The 14931-nt window shown below is 39.7% G+C and carries 17 protein-coding genes and 3 tRNA genes; 14 read left to right on the top strand and 6 right to left on the bottom strand.

From position 1 onward, the window contains the following. Positions 1-4: 4 nt before the first annotated feature. Positions 5-196 (top strand): PLDc N-terminal domain-containing protein, encoded by a 192-nt coding sequence (locus NE848_RS01610; RefSeq protein WP_252110466.1) that lies wholly within the window; start codon positions 5-7, stop codon positions 194-196. On the opposite strand, the gene NE848_RS01605 is transcribed toward NE848_RS01610, so the two are convergent. Next, entirely contained in the window at positions 197-688 is a 492-nt protein-coding gene (locus NE848_RS01605) for a YkgJ family cysteine cluster protein (RefSeq protein ID WP_252110465.1), read from the bottom strand. Between NE848_RS01605 and NE848_RS01600 the strand changes: the two genes are divergently transcribed. Next, positions 688-1389: a class I SAM-dependent methyltransferase gene (locus tag NE848_RS01600; protein ID WP_252110464.1), complete on the top strand. Its 702-nt coding sequence runs from the start codon at positions 688-690 to the stop codon at positions 1387-1389. The genes NE848_RS01605 and NE848_RS01600 overlap by 1 nt on opposite strands. 43 nt (positions 1390-1432) lie before the next feature. Further along, positions 1433-2212 (top strand): hypothetical protein, encoded by a 780-nt coding sequence (locus NE848_RS01595; RefSeq protein ID WP_252110463.1) that lies wholly within the window; start codon positions 1433-1435, stop codon positions 2210-2212. 55 nt (positions 2213-2267) lie between these two features. Here NE848_RS01595 and NE848_RS01590 read toward each other — a convergent pair whose 3' ends face one another. Continuing rightward, the gene (locus NE848_RS01590) at positions 2268-3188 is read right to left on the bottom strand and encodes an FKBP-type peptidyl-prolyl cis-trans isomerase (protein ID WP_252110462.1); all 921 of its coding nucleotides are present in this window, start codon (positions 3186-3188) and stop codon (positions 2268-2270) included. A gap of 80 nt (positions 3189-3268) precedes the next feature. Here NE848_RS01590 and NE848_RS01585 point away from each other — a divergent pair, with 80 nt between their 5' ends. From NE848_RS01585 to NE848_RS01575, 3 genes are read left to right on the top strand one after another with little or no spacing between them, the layout of a single operon-like run. Continuing rightward, entirely contained in the window at positions 3269-3676 is a 408-nt protein-coding gene (locus NE848_RS01585) for an RNA-binding S4 domain-containing protein (RefSeq protein WP_252110461.1), read from the top strand. Continuing rightward, entirely contained in the window at positions 3669-4250 is a 582-nt protein-coding gene (locus NE848_RS01580) for a TPMT family class I SAM-dependent methyltransferase (protein WP_252110460.1), read from the top strand. Before NE848_RS01585 ends, NE848_RS01580 begins: the two co-directional genes overlap by 8 nt. Continuing rightward, entirely contained in the window at positions 4247-4744 is a 498-nt protein-coding gene (locus NE848_RS01575; protein ID WP_252110459.1) for a phosphoribosyltransferase family protein, read from the top strand. Before NE848_RS01580 ends, NE848_RS01575 begins: the two co-directional genes overlap by 4 nt. Here NE848_RS01575 and NE848_RS01570 read toward each other — a convergent pair. Further along, positions 4736-5257 carry a shikimate kinase gene (locus NE848_RS01570; protein WP_252110458.1) on the bottom strand — a complete coding sequence of 174 codons (522 nt, stop codon included), beginning with the start codon at positions 5255-5257 and terminating at the stop codon, positions 4736-4738. The two genes, NE848_RS01575 and NE848_RS01570, sit on opposite strands and share 9 nt — an antisense overlap. A gap of 127 nt (positions 5258-5384) precedes the next feature. Here NE848_RS01570 and NE848_RS01565 point away from each other — a divergent pair. From NE848_RS01565 to NE848_RS01530, 8 genes are all read left to right on the top strand, one after another. Next, positions 5385-5457: transfer RNA gene (locus tag NE848_RS01565), tRNA-Lys, on the top strand. A gap of 106 nt (positions 5458-5563) precedes the next feature. Next, positions 5564-5636: transfer RNA gene (locus tag NE848_RS01560), tRNA-Lys, on the top strand. Between the two features lie 74 nt (positions 5637-5710). Beyond that, positions 5711-5794 (top strand) — tRNA-Leu (locus NE848_RS01555). A gap of 159 nt (positions 5795-5953) precedes the next feature. Beyond that, complete coding sequence (locus NE848_RS01550; protein WP_252110457.1) at positions 5954-6862, top strand: MerR family transcriptional regulator; 909 nt, start codon at positions 5954-5956, stop codon at positions 6860-6862. Between the two features lie 9 nt (positions 6863-6871). Continuing rightward, positions 6872-8338 (top strand): phytoene desaturase family protein, encoded by a 1467-nt coding sequence (locus NE848_RS01545; RefSeq protein ID WP_252110456.1) that lies wholly within the window; start codon positions 6872-6874, stop codon positions 8336-8338. A 1-nt stretch (position 8339) separates the two neighbouring features. After that, positions 8340-9179 carry a phytoene/squalene synthase family protein gene (locus tag NE848_RS01540; protein ID WP_252110455.1) on the top strand — a complete coding sequence of 280 codons (840 nt, stop codon included), beginning with the start codon at positions 8340-8342 and terminating at the stop codon, positions 9177-9179. Between the two features lie 12 nt (positions 9180-9191). Then, positions 9192-9641, top strand: a complete 450-nt coding sequence (locus NE848_RS01535) for a sterol desaturase family protein (RefSeq protein ID WP_252110454.1) — start codon at positions 9192-9194, stop codon at positions 9639-9641. Positions 9642-9654: 13 nt separating this feature from the next. Next, a complete protein-coding gene (locus NE848_RS01530; RefSeq protein WP_252110453.1) occupies positions 9655-10791 on the top strand; it encodes a lycopene cyclase family protein in 1137 nt (378 codons plus the stop codon). 1 nt (position 10792) lies between these two features. Here NE848_RS01530 and NE848_RS01525 read toward each other — a convergent pair whose 3' ends face one another. The 3 genes from NE848_RS01525 to NE848_RS01515 all read right to left on the bottom strand — a co-directional run bounded on the left by NE848_RS01525 (position 10793) and on the right by NE848_RS01515 (position 14930). Further along, positions 10793-11353 carry a TlpA family protein disulfide reductase gene (locus tag NE848_RS01525; RefSeq protein WP_252110452.1) on the bottom strand — a complete coding sequence of 187 codons (561 nt, stop codon included), beginning with the start codon at positions 11351-11353 and terminating at the stop codon, positions 10793-10795. Positions 11354-11439: 86 nt separating this feature from the next. Continuing rightward, the gene (locus tag NE848_RS01520; RefSeq protein WP_252110451.1) at positions 11440-13707 is read right to left on the bottom strand and encodes an aconitate hydratase; all 2268 of its coding nucleotides are present in this window, start codon (positions 13705-13707) and stop codon (positions 11440-11442) included. A 272-nt stretch (positions 13708-13979) separates the two neighbouring features. Next, positions 13980-14930: an AAA family ATPase gene (locus NE848_RS01515; protein ID WP_252110450.1), complete on the bottom strand. Its 951-nt coding sequence runs from the start codon at positions 14928-14930 to the stop codon at positions 13980-13982. Position 14931: the final 1 nt, after the last annotated feature.

Here is a 14931-nt window from a genome sequence, read left to right as displayed (position 1 = left end):
GAGTATGGATGAATTTTTAATGAGTCTCATTTTCATCCTTATCATATTAACAGTGGTAATGGTGATCTGGGCAATAGTAGATATTTTTCAGAAAAATTTAAGCCTTACAGAAAAGCTATTATGGCTGATAGTGATCATTCTGGCGCCAATCATTGGAACATTGGTTTATTTTCTATTGGGAAGGAGAATTAGATAATCAACCGATTCTTTTTTTCATTTCTTCTACAATATTATAGGCGGCTGGACAGATAGCCGTATTCTTAATTGTAATATTTGAGATCTTATGAAAGTCCTTCCTATCGGTATGCGGATACTCCCTGCAGGCTTTGGGTCTTTTATCATACACCGAGCAATAGTTATCACTTCCTAAAAATGGACAGGGCACTTGTTGCAAAACATAGTCATTCTCCTCATCCAGCCTGAGATAAGTATCGATAAAATCTCCTGGCTTCATTTTAAAATGTTTGCTAAGCCTTTCAATATCTTTCTGAGTGAATAAAGGGCCCGTGGTTTTGCAACAATTGGCACATGTAAGGCAATCTGTACGCGAGAATTCCTCCTCATGAAGTTCCAGCATAATAGAATCAAGATCCTTTGGCGGTCTTTTCTTTAACTTTGAAAAGAACTTTCTATTCTCCTTCTTCTTATCTTTGGCCCTTTCTGGCAAACTTTTAAGAAACTCTTCCATTGGACAAAAATAAGGATATATTCGGCAAAGCCATTAAGGCTTTTTTTGAAGAAAATGATGAAACTAACATTATAGTTCACTCTCCCGATTTTGAAGATGACACCATCCCTGTAAAATATCTTTTCAGAGATTTTGATGAAATGCCTCCCCTTGAGCAAAAGGCACTTGAATTATGCAGAGGAAAAGTTCTGGATGTTGGCTGCGGAGCTGGAAGCCATAGTCTTTATCTTCAAAATTTGAAAGATCTTAAGTGTACCGGGATAGACACTTCTACCGGTGCCATCGAAATAGCTAAAAAACGCGGTCTTAAAAATGCCGAATGCAAGGATTTCTTCGAGTTAAAAAATGAAAAATTCGATACTATTCTTATGTTGATGAATGGTAGCGGAATTATCGGAAAACTTAAGAACCTGAAGAAATTCTTCGAACATTCGAGATCAATTCTGCAAGAGAATGGCCAGATCCTGCTGGACTCTTCAGACCTCATCTATCTTTTCGATGAAGAATTGCCAGAGCAGGAAGAATATTATGGTGAACTTAAGTTTCAGCTCAGCTATAAAGATTCAAGATCTGATTTCTTTGACTGGCTATATTTAGACCCGGTATTATTGGAAAAAGAAGCTTTAAAAAATAAATTTAGCTGTAAGATCATACAAAAAGGCAGGCATTTTGATTACCTGGCTATATTAAAACCTCTCTAACTCAGTATTTTTCATATTTTTGCCACAGCGCATAAAATTCATCATGATAAGATTTAAAAAACTACTTATAATTTTTGTTGCCATCGGCTTTGTATTTTCCTGTACCAAGGATGATCCAAATGATCCAAAGAATGGAGGTGTAAACCGTACAGCAAACCTTAAAACTCTTGGGGCTTCTGCGACCGATCTGCTAAGCGATGTAAAATTCACATCGATGAATCTCGAGATTGTGTATGTGGAAGGCAACAAACCTGCCGACGAAGCTATAAGTGAATTTCAAAGTTTCCTTCAGGAAAGAATATATAAACCAGATGGTATAAGCATTACTTTGCGATCTGTCCCCTCGTCAGGAAAGGCTCCCTTTACTATTGAAGAAATCGTCGAAATCGAAAAAGAGGAAAGAACAGCTTATAATGCCGGTGATGAAATAGCCGTATGGATCTATTTTGCTGACGGCAGTAACGAAAAAGACACTAATGAAAAATTCGTTCTTGGATCAGCTTTCAGAAATACTTCAATGGTGATCTATGAACAAACGATCAAAGAATTTGCAAATAGAAATGGTTCCCCTAGCAGGGCTATCATAGAAGCTGCTACCTTAAATCATGAATTCGGGCATTTATTTGGTCTTGTAGATCTGGGTACTGAACCGGTTTCTAACCATGAAGACTCAGAAAACCAAGGACATTGCAATGGAGATGGATGTTTAATGAGGGCCTCCATAGAATTTGGAAGTGGAGTGGTTGATGTTATCAATGGATCAGGCGTTCCAGAACTTGATGAGGCCTGTATTGATGATCTGCAGTCGGTTGGTGGAAGATAAAAACAAAAAATCCCCGGACTTCTTCCGGGGATTTTTATTTTATAATCTTTTTGATTTATTCGAAGATGTCAGGGTCCAGATAATCCGGAACTCCATCTTCATTCTTATCTCCTAACTCCTCTTTGGTAGGTTTCCCATCCCCATCATCATCAGGATCGGAATGATTGCTTAAACCATCTCCATCGGTATCATCATTAAATGGATTCCCATCTCCGTCAAGGTCCTCCAGATATGAAGGAACACCATCTCCATCATGATCAGCTTCATTTACATGATATAAATTAATGGTAAAAATAAGCGGAGAGTAAGCAGGGATAGAAGCCCTGGCATTAGCAAAATATCCTAGTCCTGACGGAATAAAGATCGCTCCTATTCCATAATCGTTATTCCATTTCACCGTATTATCAGCCTGAACCTCATATCCAGTAGCAGCTCGAAATTCTTCCAGGCCTTCAGCATAGCCTTTTATTACATTTCCAACAGTGGCAATAACTCCATTAGAACCTCTAATCTCATAACCCGACAGATTAAACCAGACAGGAGACTTAAGGTTACTATCAAAAACATTACTATTTAGAAGCTGACCGCGATAGGCAACAAGAGTAGAATCAGTAAAAGCAGGCTTAGCTCCTTCTCCTTCTCTCACCTTCAGTATATAAACCTGTTGATCAACTCCTTCATAATTCACCGTTTTTGTCATCAGTTTATCTGAGTCTATAATCGGCGTTTTATCTGAATTATCTCCGGCTATGGTATCAAAACGAACAACATAGTCGAAATCTTCTGAAGGGTTTTCAAACTCCTCGTAATTATAAAAGTGTGTATTAAGATATTCTATTATTTCCTGATCATCCTCAATGGCCACCTCTCCGCGGTCCCTTGGAGGAACTGTTTGAATACCGTTATCATCATCTTTATTACATGAAAAAACAAGAAAAGCCGTTAGGCAAAGAATTATAATTTTGTTTAATCTCATTCGAATTTTATTTAGGAGCCGCAAGATACAATAATCTTGTATTTTTGCTTCAATATGAACGGTGATTTAGAGGTCAAATTATGAGAGTTGATAAATTTTTATGGTGTGTACGTTATTTTAAGACCAGAAGCATTGCTACTAATGCCTGTAAGCAGGGAAAGGTAAGGCTTGATGACGAGATCTTAAAACCCTCTAAAGAGGTCTTTCCCGGAGATAAATTAAAGGTTAGGAAAAACCAGATAAATTATGAGTTGGAGATCCTTGATACTCCAAAGAGCAGAGTTGGTGCCAAGCTAGTGAATCTATATATACATGATATCACACCTAAGGAAGCTTTTGAAAAACTTGACCTATTAAAATATTCCAAGGATTATTACCGTAAGAAAGGTACAGGCCGGCCTACCAAAAAGGACAGAAGGGATATTGATGACTGGTTTGAAAATGCAAGGGAAAACCGGGACGAAGATAAAAGTAAGGACCATGAGTAGTGAATTCTGGTCTGCCAGATACAGGGAAAAGAGAACGGGATGGGATATTGGATATGTATCTACCCCGCTAAAAGAATATATAGATCAGCTAGAATATAAAGAATTGAAAATCCTGATTCCGGGAGCTGGCAATTCCTATGAGGCCGAATACCTGTTTAAAAATGAATTTAAAAATATTACTATTTGCGAAATCGCGTCTGAGCCTCTTCAAAACTTTCAAAATCGTGTTCCCGACTTTCCAAAAAATCAGTTGCTTCAACAGGACTTTTTTACTTTGAACCAGACTTATGACCTGATCCTGGAACAAACTTTTTTCTGCGCAATTCCCGTAGAAAAAAGACCTGATTATGCTGAACAATGCTTCAACCTATTAAAAACAGGAGGTAAGATTGCCGGAGTTTTCTTTGATTTTGAACTCAGGGAAGATGGCCCTCCTTTTGGAGGCACTAAACAGGAATATTTAACGTATTTTAGTCCGTACTTCAAAATTGATATTTTAGAGCGATGTTATAACTCTATCAAGCCAAGACAGGGAAATGAACTGTTCTTTAAATTCATAAAAACCAAGAAATGAAAAAGCACCCTATATTAAACCAGGAGCAGATAAAACATAAAATCCGCCGCATTGCATACCAGATCTATGAAAGCAATATTGAAGAAAAAGAAGTAATAATAGCAGGCATTGCAAAAAACGGATTTCAACTAGCAGGAAAAATAGAAGAAGAGCTCACTCAGATATCTCCTCTCAAGGTACACCTGTGTAAGGTTGAAATAGATAAAAAAAATCCTCGCGGAACAATCACAACTTCCCTGAGCTCTGACGAATATCAGGATAAGTCTATTATTTTAGTGGATGATGTACTCAATTCCGGAACCACTCTCATCTATGGGGTACGGCATTTCCTTGAAGTTCCGCTTAAGCAGTTCAGAACAGCCGTTCTTGTAGACCGTAACCATAAAAAATACCCTGTAAAGGCCGATTTCAAAGGACTCTCTCTTTCAACCTCGCTCAGCGAAACCGTGAAAGTCACTTTGGATGAGAGTAATGAAAAGGTGGAGTTATCCTAACCTGGATTTTATCTCCCTGATTATTTCCTCTGGAGAAAGTGAATCACAATTAATAATGTGCTGGCTCTGATTATAATAGAAACCTCTTTCAAAAAGATGTTTCCTAATGAATTCCTCCAGCTTTTCTTTGTCTTCCAGATGACTAATCAAGGGACGCTGATCCTTTTCCTTAAATAATCTTTCGGTGAGGTTTTCAACTTTCAACTTTAGATAGATGCTGGTTGAATTCTCTGCCTGTTTGATAAGTTCCATATTATCGCCATAGCAGGGAGTTCCTCCGCCAAGGGATATAATTAAAGAGGTCCCAGATTGGATGACCTCCTCCAGCATTTGTCTTTCTATTTTCCTGAAGAATACCTCTCCCCTTCTTTCAAAAATTTCAGGAATACTGGAGTTTTCCTTCTTTTCTATTTCTTCATCAAGATCTATGAATTCATAGCCAAGACTTACTGCCAGTTGCTTTCCTATATACGATTTTCCAGAGCCCATATAGCCCAAAAGAAAAATTTTCATGTTTTAATATGCTAATAATGAGACGAAGGCAAAACTATGATAAAATTATAGCAATTTAGCCTTGAAAAATAAATTAATGAATGTATATTTGCACCCGCATTCGCAAAACGACGGATGTTTTTTTATTGATCTGGTAGCTCAGTTGGTAGAGCATCTCCCTTTTAAGGAGAGGGTCCTGGGTTCGAGCCCCAGCCAGATCACAAATTGAAGTTTTGATCTAACTGGGCGAGAGTCTAAGCTAAGCTATCGAAGCGATGGAAACCCCAGCCAGATCATTTTTAAAGTTCATAATTTGATTTTGTTTTAGATCTGGTAGCTCAGTTGGTAGAGCATCTCCCTTTTAAGGAGAGGGTCCTGGGTTCGAGCCCCAGCCAGATCACTTTTTTGTATCACCCCAGATACAAATTCGAGCAGTTAAACCAACCTGGTTTTTGCCCGAAATAATAATCTTCCGCCCGGGTGCTGGAACTGGTAGACAGGCATGGTTGAGGGCCATGTGTCCATTAGGGCGTGCGGGTTCGACTCCCGCCTCGGGCACTTTTTTAATATTCTTCTATGAAAACCCGTAATGGGTTATTTTTTTGTCTAAAATTTATTTTGTTTAATTTTTTAACTCACAAATTAAACAATTTAACATTTTCATATAGTCATAATATTCCATTAATGTTTAGATTTGTTTAACTTCTATCAAATACTATGGAACATATCAAGCAAACATTTAGTATAAAAGACCTTGAACATTTAAGTGGAATCAAAGCCCATACAATCAGAATTTGGGAAAAGCGCTATGATATCCTGCGCCCTGAAAGGACCGATACTAACATACGCACATATAATGGTGAAAACCTTCAAAAACTTCTGAATATAGCTTTTCTCAATTCACATGGATACAAAATTTCGCGCATCTCCAAGATGAAAGAAGATGAGATTACCAGCCTGGTACAGCGTATCTCAGCTTCCGCAAGCGAAGAAAATCGTTCAAAAAACGCTTTTAAGCTGGCTATGATGAATTTTGATGAAAGCCTTTTCCAGCGAACCTATAACAAACTAAGAGAAACCAAAACCTTTAGAGAAGTTTTTCATGATGTGTTTCTTCCACTATTAAATGACATTGGCCTACTATGGCAAACTGATACGATCAAACCCATACATGAGCATTATATAACCGAACTGATAAAACAGAAAATATATCTGAATATTGCCGAGTTGAAGTTTACCAACCATTTGAATGGCGAAGGAGACAACAAAATGTTTGTGCTTTTTCTTCCCGATAATGAAATTCATGATCTCGGAATACTTTATCTAAATTATGAGCTTTTAGCTGCCGGAAGAAATGCGATCTACCTTGGTCCCAGCCTTCCTCTTGAAAACATAGATTACCTCCTGGACAAGCATAACAACCTTATCTTTATAAGTTATCTCACGGTATCACCAACTAACACGAATATCCATGAGTTTATAGATAAGTTCCAGGAGCAGGTATGCAAGGAGAAACAGCGAGAGCTGCTATTATTTGGACAACGTACCAAAGAAATAGAAACCGAAGATCTTTCAGACAACATAAAGGTTTATTCTTCTATCGCCGATTTTACAAACACACTTTAAATAGTTTTAATGTCTAAGAGCATAAATATAATCGGTTCTGGCTTCTCCTCTCTGGCTGCCTGCTGCTATCTGGCAAAAGCAGGACACCATGTAGAAGTTTTTGAAAAAAACAGCAGTGTGGGTGGCAGGGCCCGCCAACTCCATAAAAATGGTTTCACATTTGACATTGGACCTACCTGGTATTGGATGCCCGACGTATTTGAAAGGTTCTTCGCAGATTTTGGCAGGAAACCCTCAGATTATTATACACTTGAAAAACTTGATCCGGCTTACCAGGTCTATTTTGGAAAAGGACAGGAAGTAACCATCCCCGGAAATCTCGAAGCGATCTACAGAAACTTTGAAAAGGAAGAAGCCGGAAGTGCTCTAAAGCTTGAAAAATTTATTACAAAGGCTCAGGACAATTACAATATCGCAATTAAAGATCTTGTTTACCGACCTGGGGTTTCTCCACTGGAACTTGTAACCCCGGCAACCACAAAAAGACTTGGACGATTTTTCACCAATATCAGCTCAGAGGTTAGAAAGGAATTCAGGAGCACCAGACTTAGGCAGATCCTTGAGTTTCCAGTTCTATTTCTAGGTGCTAAACCAAGTGACACTCCTGCATTTTACAATTTTATGAACTATGCTGATTTTGGTCTCGGGACCTGGCATCCAAAAGGAGGAATGTACAAGGTTATCGAAGCCATAAAAGACCTGGCAGAATCACTGGGCGTGATCTTTCATCTCAACTCCCCTGTGGAAAAAATAATTACCGAAAAAGGAAAAGCCAGGGGGCTCTTGGTAAACGGGAAAGAGTATTATTCTGATGTAGTACTAAGCGGGGCAGACTATCACCATTCAGAGCAATTACTGCCCGAGGAAGCCAGACAATATTCAGAAAAGTACTGGGATAAAAAGACCTTTGCACCCTCGTCCTTGCTCTTCTATGTAGGGTTTGACCAGAAATTGCAGAATGTGTCACATCATACTTTATTCTTTGATAGCAGTTTTGAGGAACATGCAACAAATATCTATGATGTGCCCGAATGGCCTGAAGATCCTTTGTTCTATGCAAGTTTCCCTTCCAAAACCGATGATACTTGCGCTCCTGAAGGAAAAGAGGCCGGAATATTCCTTATTCCTTTAGCCCCGAATCTTGAAGATACTCCCGAGATAAGAGAACATTATTTTCAGATCATTCTAGACAGGTTTGAAAAACTGACAGATCAGAAAGTAAGAGAAAATATAATCTTTAAAGAGTCTTTTTGCGTAAATGACTTTAAGGAGGCCTACAATTCGTATAAGGGAAATGCTTACGGGATGGCCAACACCTTGTTTCAAACCGCTTTTTTAAGACCAAAGATAAAGAGCAAAAAAGTTGACCAGCTATACTTTACCGGGCAGTTAACCGTGCCCGGACCAGGCGTCCCACCCTCCCTGATCTCCGGGAAACTGGCCGCCGGCTTAATAGAAAAAAATGTAAAAAATTGATATGAAAGCTATTTTTGATGATGTTTCCAGATCCTGCAGCCGATTGGTGACCAATCGCTACAGTACATCCTTTTCGCTTGCCACAAAGATGCTCGCGCCGTCTATCAGGCAGGACATCTATAACATCTATGGTTTTGTTAGGTTTGCCGATGAGATCGTAGACTCCTTTCATGATTATAATAAGGAGGAACTTTTCAATGATTTTGAAAAGGAGCTTCATAGAGCCATAAAGGATAGAATATCTTTAAACCCTATCCTGAACTCATTTCAGGAAACGGTGCATAAGTATGGGATTGAAAAAGACCTCTATGAGGCTTTTATGGACAGCATGCGCCTCGATCTGCATAAATCTGAATATCTTAACATAGAAGAGTATCGCCAGTATATCTACGGAAGCGCCGATGTGGTGGGATTGATGTGCCTGAAGGTTTTCGTAAAAGGAGATAAAAAAAGATATGAAAAGCTGAAAAACTCTGCCATGAGTCTTGGATCGGCATTTCAAAAAGTGAATTTTTTACGAGACCTGAAAGCCGATTACGAAGATCTAAGCAGAAGTTATTTTCCAAATGTAGACCTCTCTCAGCTGAATGAAATGAATAAGGAAGAGATCATCAGGGAGATCGAGGATGATTTTCATAAAGGCCTGAAGGGGATCGCTCAACTACCGGTAGAGGCAAAATTTGGAGTTTACACTGCATATATTTATTATAAAAAATTATTACAGAAACTTAAAAAGGTGCCATCTTTGGAAATAAGGAAACGCAGGGTACGAGTGCCAAATTATGAAAAGGCCGGTCTGCTTGCAAAATCCTATATTTCTTATAGACTGAACCTTATATAAAGATCAGGAATTATGAATGTTTTACTTTGGATAGCGGTCTTTCTCGGAACCTTTATTATAATGGAAGGAATGGCGTGGTTCACTCATAAATATATCATGCATGGTTTCCTATGGAAGCTGCATAAGGATCACCATAAGAAAGACCACAGCAGCTGGTGGGAAAGGAATGACCTTTTCTTTGTTTTTTATGCTCTCGTGAGCATAGGCTGCTTTCTTCTTTGGAGGTATGATGATGTCTGGATCGGTCTGCCAATAGGGCTCGGAATACTCGCATATGGAATAACTTATTTCACCGTTCACGATATTTTCATACATCAGCGTTTCAAGATTTTCAGAAATGCAAATAACCGCTATGCCAAAGGCATAAGAAGGGCTCATAAGATCCACCATAAACATTTGGGCAAAGAGGACGGTGAGTGTTTCGGAATGCTTTTCGTACCTTTCAAATATTTCAGAAAATAAGAATCTCCAATAAATGTTAGTGCCAGATTATTACTACGTTATTGTGGGTGGTGGTCTGGCCGGTCTCCAGCTCGCATCACGCATCAATAACGACGTTTTTTTCAAGGGAAAGAAAATTGCCATAATCGAGCCTTCCAAAAAAATTGAGAATGACAAGACCTGGTGCTTCTGGCAGAACACTCCCGGAAAATGGGATCATCTAATTCATAAATCCTGGAATAAAGCCGCTTTTTTTTCTTCAGAAACCGAACAAACACTTGACCTGGGTGAGTATTCCTATAATATGATTCGCTCCTCAGATTTCTATGAAGATGTAAAAAAGGAATTGGAAAAATCTGAAGATTTTATATTCATTCAGGACAGGATCGAAAAGATCGACCCGGTAACCCGGACTGCAGTAGGCAAAAAAGCAAATTATACAGCCACTCATTTTTTTGACAGCCGGCTAACCGATAAATACAAAGAAGAGGTTAAACACACCGTGCTTTATCAGCATTTTAAAGGCTGGCTGATAGAAACCCAGGAAAATATCTTTGATCCCGGGAAATTTACCATGATGGATTTCAGGTTGAAATATAAAGACTCAACAAGTTTCACTTACGTACTGCCACTCACTGCAAAAAAAGCCCTGATAGAATTTACCTTTTTCACTCCTTTTCTTACTGCTGAAAAGGTATATGATGAAATGCTTGAAAGATACCTGAAGGAAATTCTCCAACTTAAGGACTGGAAAATTACTGAAACCGAAACCGGGATCATTCCCATGACCGATTTTCCATTCCACGAAAATAATTCAGCTTATATAACAAGGATCGGTACCGCTGGCGGATGGGTTAAGCCATCATCAGGATATTCATTCAAAAGTACCGAAAGAAAGGTTGAGCAGATCATCGAAAATATAAAAAGCGGGCTGGCTACTTCCGAGGGATTGTTTAATAAAAGTTTTGCCCGTTACGATTCGATATTCCTTGACGTACTATCCCGAAGAAATGATCTCGGGGAAAGCCTTTTTACCAAATTCTACACGAAGAATTCTATAGAGGATATTTTCAGGTTCTTGGATGAGGAAACAAGCTTTTCAGAGAATATAAAGATCATGCTGTCCCTTTATCATCCAGAATTTATCAAGTCTTTCTTTAGAAAATTATAAGCTATTCGGCGATAAGTTCATCCAGGGTTTCTCTGAAACCCTCACTGTTCCAGTCGGCTGCTCCTACCTTGTCCACAACTATACTTCCATCTTTTGAAATCACATAAGTAGTTGGGAGCGTCCTGCCGTCCATCGGTTCCGGAGCTTTGGTAAGCATTTTATAGGAAGGCAATGTGAACCTTTTTCGCTTCATATAATTCTCAATCGTTTCATGCTGCTCGCCAGAGACAAACAAAAAGCTCACCTTATCCTGATAATCTTCATACAGTTCCTGGAAACTTGGCATTTCAGCAATACATGGCGGGCACCAGGTAGCCCAGAAATTAACAATTACTACTTCATTTTCGAATTGAGAGAATTCGACCCTTTTCCCCCTATTATTTTCCAGTACCCAGTTATAATCTGCGATCTTCACCCGGTCTTCCTCATCATTCACCGAAGGGGCGAAAGAAATTACTTTGTTAACAAAGATCTGGATAGGTTTTCGCGTCTGCGGAATGATCATCGCAAGGATGATGACGATAATGATAATATTAGACCACTGATTCTTAAAAATCTTCATGAGATTGCTGCTGAATTTTGGCAAATTTAAGACATAAAAAAACTCCCTGAAAAGGGAGTTTCTTTTTTATAACTTCAGCTTAAAGATTAAGCCGCATTTTGCTTCTTGATAAGATTAAGCGCAGATCCATGCTTATACCACTCAATTTGTGGGTTATTGTAAGTATGGTTCGCCTTAATGGTATCCTTAGAACCGTCAGCATGAACGATCTCGATCGTCAACGGAGTATCAGGAGCGAAATTCTCAAGATCTACGAAATTGAAAGTATCGTCTTCCTGGATCAGGTCGTAATCATTTTCATTTGCGAATGTAAGCGCAAGCATACCCTGTTTTTTAAGGTTTGTCTCGTGGATACGTGCAAAAGATTTTACCAGCACAACCTTAACACCAAGGTGTCTTGGCTCCATAGCGGCGTGCTCTCTTGAAGAACCTTCACCATAGTTATGATCTCCCACTACAACTGTTGGAACACCTTTATCCTTGTATTCTCTCTGTACTGCAGGAACACCATCATACTCTCCCGTAAGCTGGTTCTTAACGAAGTTTGTCTTCTTATTGTAAGCGTTCACAGCACCGATCAAACAGTTGTTGGAAATATTATCAAGGTGACCTCTGTAACGCAACCATGGTCCTGCCATAGAAATATGGTCGGTAGTACATTTACCCCATGCTTTGATAAGAAGCTTGGCTCCGGTAAGGTTTTTACCATCCCATGGCTCAAAAGGAGTAAGTAATTGAAGCCTTTCACTATCTTCAGCAACCTTCACTTCCACACTGCTTCCGTCTTCTTTTGGAGCAACATAACCAGCGTCCTCAACAGCGAATCCTTTTGTTGGAAGTTCAATTCCCTGTGGCTCATCAAGCATCACTTCTTCCCCATCCTCATTGATCAGTTTGTCACGAGTAGGATCGAAATCAAGTCTACCTGAAATTGCGATTGCTGCAACCATCTCAGGAGAACCTACAAAGGCATGAGTATTGGGGTTACCATCAGCTCGCTTAGAGAAGTTACGGTTAAAAGAGTGAACGATAGTGTTCTTCTCTTCACCTTTTCTATCTGAACGATCCCACTGACCGATACATGGCCCACAGGCGTTCGTAAAGATAGTTGCATCCAGATCTTCAAAGATCTGAAGCAATCCGTCTCTCTCTGCAGTAAATCTAATTTGCTCAGATCCCGGGTTAATTCCGAAGTCAGATTTCGCTTTTACGTTTTTTTCTACCGCCTGTTTTGCAATAGAAGCTGCTCTGGTTAGGTCTTCGTATGAAGAGTTAGTACAGGAACCAATTAGACCCCAGTCTACATTGATCGGCCAGTCGTGCTCCTTCGCTTTCTCTCCCATTTCAGAAATCGGAGTCGCAAGGTCTGGAGTAAATGGCCCGTTCAGGTGAGGCTTCAATTCAGAAAGATTGATTTCGATAACCTCATCAAAATACTGTTCCGGGTTCGCATAAACCTCATCATCACCGGTTAGATGCTCACGAACTGCATTGGCAGCTTCAGCAACATCTTCACGATTTGTAGCTTTCAGGTAACGCTCCATAGAGTCGTCATACCCGAAAGTTGAAGTAGTTGCACCAACCTCAGCACCCATGTTACATATAGTTCCTTTACCTGTACATGACATTGAGCGTGCACCTTCTCCGAAATATTCAATAATTGCTCCGGTACCACCTTTTACGGTAAGAATTCCTGCAACTTTCAAGATAACATCTTTAGGAGCAGTCCAACCTGAAAGTTTTCCGGTTAACTTCACTCCGATTAGTTTAGGGAATTTAAGCTCCCAAGGCATTCCTGCCATTACATCAACGGCATCAGCTCCACCAACACCAATAGCTACCATACCAAGACCTCCGGCATTTACCGTATGCGAATCGGTACCGATCATCATTCCTCCAGGGAATGCATAGTTTTCAAGAACTACCTGGTGAATAATACCTGCACCCGGTTTCCAGAAACCAATTCCGTATTTGTTTGATACTGATTCCAGAAAATCGAAAACCTCACTACTGCTCTTGTTAGCAGCCTGAAGATCTATCGCAGCTCCCATTTTAGCCTGAATAAGGTGATCACAGTGAACCGTAGTTGGCACTGCAACCTTTTTCTTTCCGGCCTGCATGAACTGCAGAAGTGCCATTTGAGCGGTCGCATCCTGGCAGGCAATCCTGTCTGGTGCAAATTCTACATAATCCTTCCCTCTGGTGTAAGCTTCATTGGCTTCACCATCCCATAAGTGAGAATAAAGAATCTTTTCTGAAAGTGTCAAAGGTTTCCCTACAACCTCACGTGCCTTGTTCACACGATCGGCCATATGGCTATAAACCTTTTTAATCATATCAATATCGTATGCCATACTCTGTTTAATTTATGTTCTAAAAAAGTCTTGCAAAAATAGGGATTTTGGAGCGATTTTGAAAATTAGAAACGATACTAAGAAAATAGTATAAATAATTTCTGAAATTATAATTTAAGGCTTCAATTTTTCAATAAAACACAATATTCGAATGATAAAATGAGAATTTATCAATAACATTGAGGTTTTTTGAAAATTTGATTGTTTAGACCAAGTATGAATTAGCCAAAAACGCCAAAATCAGCTAAATAAACCTTTAAAAATTATGATTTTTAGAAGAGTTTTCGAATAATTTCTTCTTCGGTAATACCTTCTGCTTCTGCTTTGTAGTTTTTAATTATACGGTGCCTCAAGATTCCAAATGACACGGCCTGTACATCCTCAATATCGGGTGAGAACTTTCCGTTCACAGCCGCATTGGTCTTTGCTGCCATGATCAGGTTTTGAGAGGCTCTGGGGCCCGCACCCCAATCAACATAGTTTCTTACCAGTTCTGGCGCGTTATTGGTTGGCCTTGTCTTACCAACAAGCCTTACTGCATATTCAATGACGTTTTCGGGAACAGGAATCCTTCTTATAACATGCTGGATCTCTGAAATTTCCTCAGCATTGAATAATGCATCTACCTGCTGAAAATCATCAGAAGTTGTTGTTTTAACAACGTCAACCTCCTCTTCAAAGCTAGGATAATCAAGATTTATAGCGAACATAAACCTGTCCAGCTGAGCTTCCGGCAAAGGATAGGTTCCCTCCTGCTCTATAGGGTTCTGAGTAGCAAGTACAAAATAGGGAAGATCAAGCTTGTAGTGATGTCCAGCCACCGTAACCGCCCTTTCCTGCATAGCTTCAAGGAGCGCTGCCTGTGTTTTAGGAGGAGTACGGTTGATCTCATCAGCCAGAAGGATATTTGTAAAAATCGGACCCTTAATGAATTTGAACTTACGGTTCTCGTCTAGTATTTCAGCGCCCAGAATATCGCTGGGCATAAGATCTGGAGTAAACTGTATCCTCTTAAAGTTCAAACCAAGCGCCTGGGCAATGGTATTCACCATCAAGGTCTTCGCAAGGCCCGGCACACCTATAAGCAACGAGTGGCCACCCGAAAATATGGAAAGCAGGATCTGGTTGACCACCTCATCCTGACCAACGATCACCTTGGCGATCTCATTTTTAAGGTCACGATGCTTATCAACCAGCTTTTCTACAAGGGCCACGTCTGACATA

Source organism: Gramella jeungdoensis (assembly GCF_023805255.1).
Classification (GTDB): Bacteria; Bacteroidota; Bacteroidia; order Flavobacteriales; family Flavobacteriaceae; genus Christiangramia; species Christiangramia jeungdoensis.
The sequence above is the reverse complement of the archived record's forward strand: the minus strand, read 5'-3'. Positions and strand labels throughout refer to the sequence as shown.

Coding starts and splice junctions, on each gene's coding strand:
- NE848_RS01610 (WP_252110466.1), top strand. CDS start 5: ATGGATGAATTTTTAATGAGTCTCATTTTCATCCTTATCATATTAACA.
- NE848_RS01515 (WP_252110450.1), bottom strand. CDS start 14,930: ATGTCAGACGTGGCCCTTGTAGAAAAGCTGGTTGATAAGCATCGTGAC.
- NE848_RS01520 (WP_252110451.1), bottom strand. CDS start 13,707: ATGGCATACGATATTGATATGATTAAAAAGGTTTATAGCCATATGGCC.
- NE848_RS01575 (WP_252110459.1), top strand. CDS start 4,247: ATGAAAAAGCACCCTATATTAAACCAGGAGCAGATAAAACATAAAATC.
- NE848_RS01585 (WP_252110461.1), top strand. CDS start 3,269: ATGAGAGTTGATAAATTTTTATGGTGTGTACGTTATTTTAAGACCAGA.
- NE848_RS01580 (WP_252110460.1), top strand. CDS start 3,669: ATGAGTAGTGAATTCTGGTCTGCCAGATACAGGGAAAAGAGAACGGGA.
- NE848_RS01570 (WP_252110458.1), bottom strand. CDS start 5,257: ATGAAAATTTTTCTTTTGGGCTATATGGGCTCTGGAAAATCGTATATA.
- NE848_RS01530 (WP_252110453.1), top strand. CDS start 9,655: ATGTTAGTGCCAGATTATTACTACGTTATTGTGGGTGGTGGTCTGGCC.
- NE848_RS01540 (WP_252110455.1), top strand. CDS start 8,340: ATGAAAGCTATTTTTGATGATGTTTCCAGATCCTGCAGCCGATTGGTG.
- NE848_RS01545 (WP_252110456.1), top strand. CDS start 6,872: ATGTCTAAGAGCATAAATATAATCGGTTCTGGCTTCTCCTCTCTGGCT.
- NE848_RS01550 (WP_252110457.1), top strand. CDS start 5,954: ATGGAACATATCAAGCAAACATTTAGTATAAAAGACCTTGAACATTTA.
- NE848_RS01525 (WP_252110452.1), bottom strand. CDS start 11,353: ATGAAGATTTTTAAGAATCAGTGGTCTAATATTATCATTATCGTCATC.
- NE848_RS01590 (WP_252110462.1), bottom strand. CDS start 3,188: ATGAGATTAAACAAAATTATAATTCTTTGCCTAACGGCTTTTCTTGTT.
- NE848_RS01535 (WP_252110454.1), top strand. CDS start 9,192: ATGAATGTTTTACTTTGGATAGCGGTCTTTCTCGGAACCTTTATTATA.
- NE848_RS01605 (WP_252110465.1), bottom strand. CDS start 688: ATGGAAGAGTTTCTTAAAAGTTTGCCAGAAAGGGCCAAAGATAAGAAG.
- NE848_RS01595 (WP_252110463.1), top strand. CDS start 1,433: ATGATAAGATTTAAAAAACTACTTATAATTTTTGTTGCCATCGGCTTT.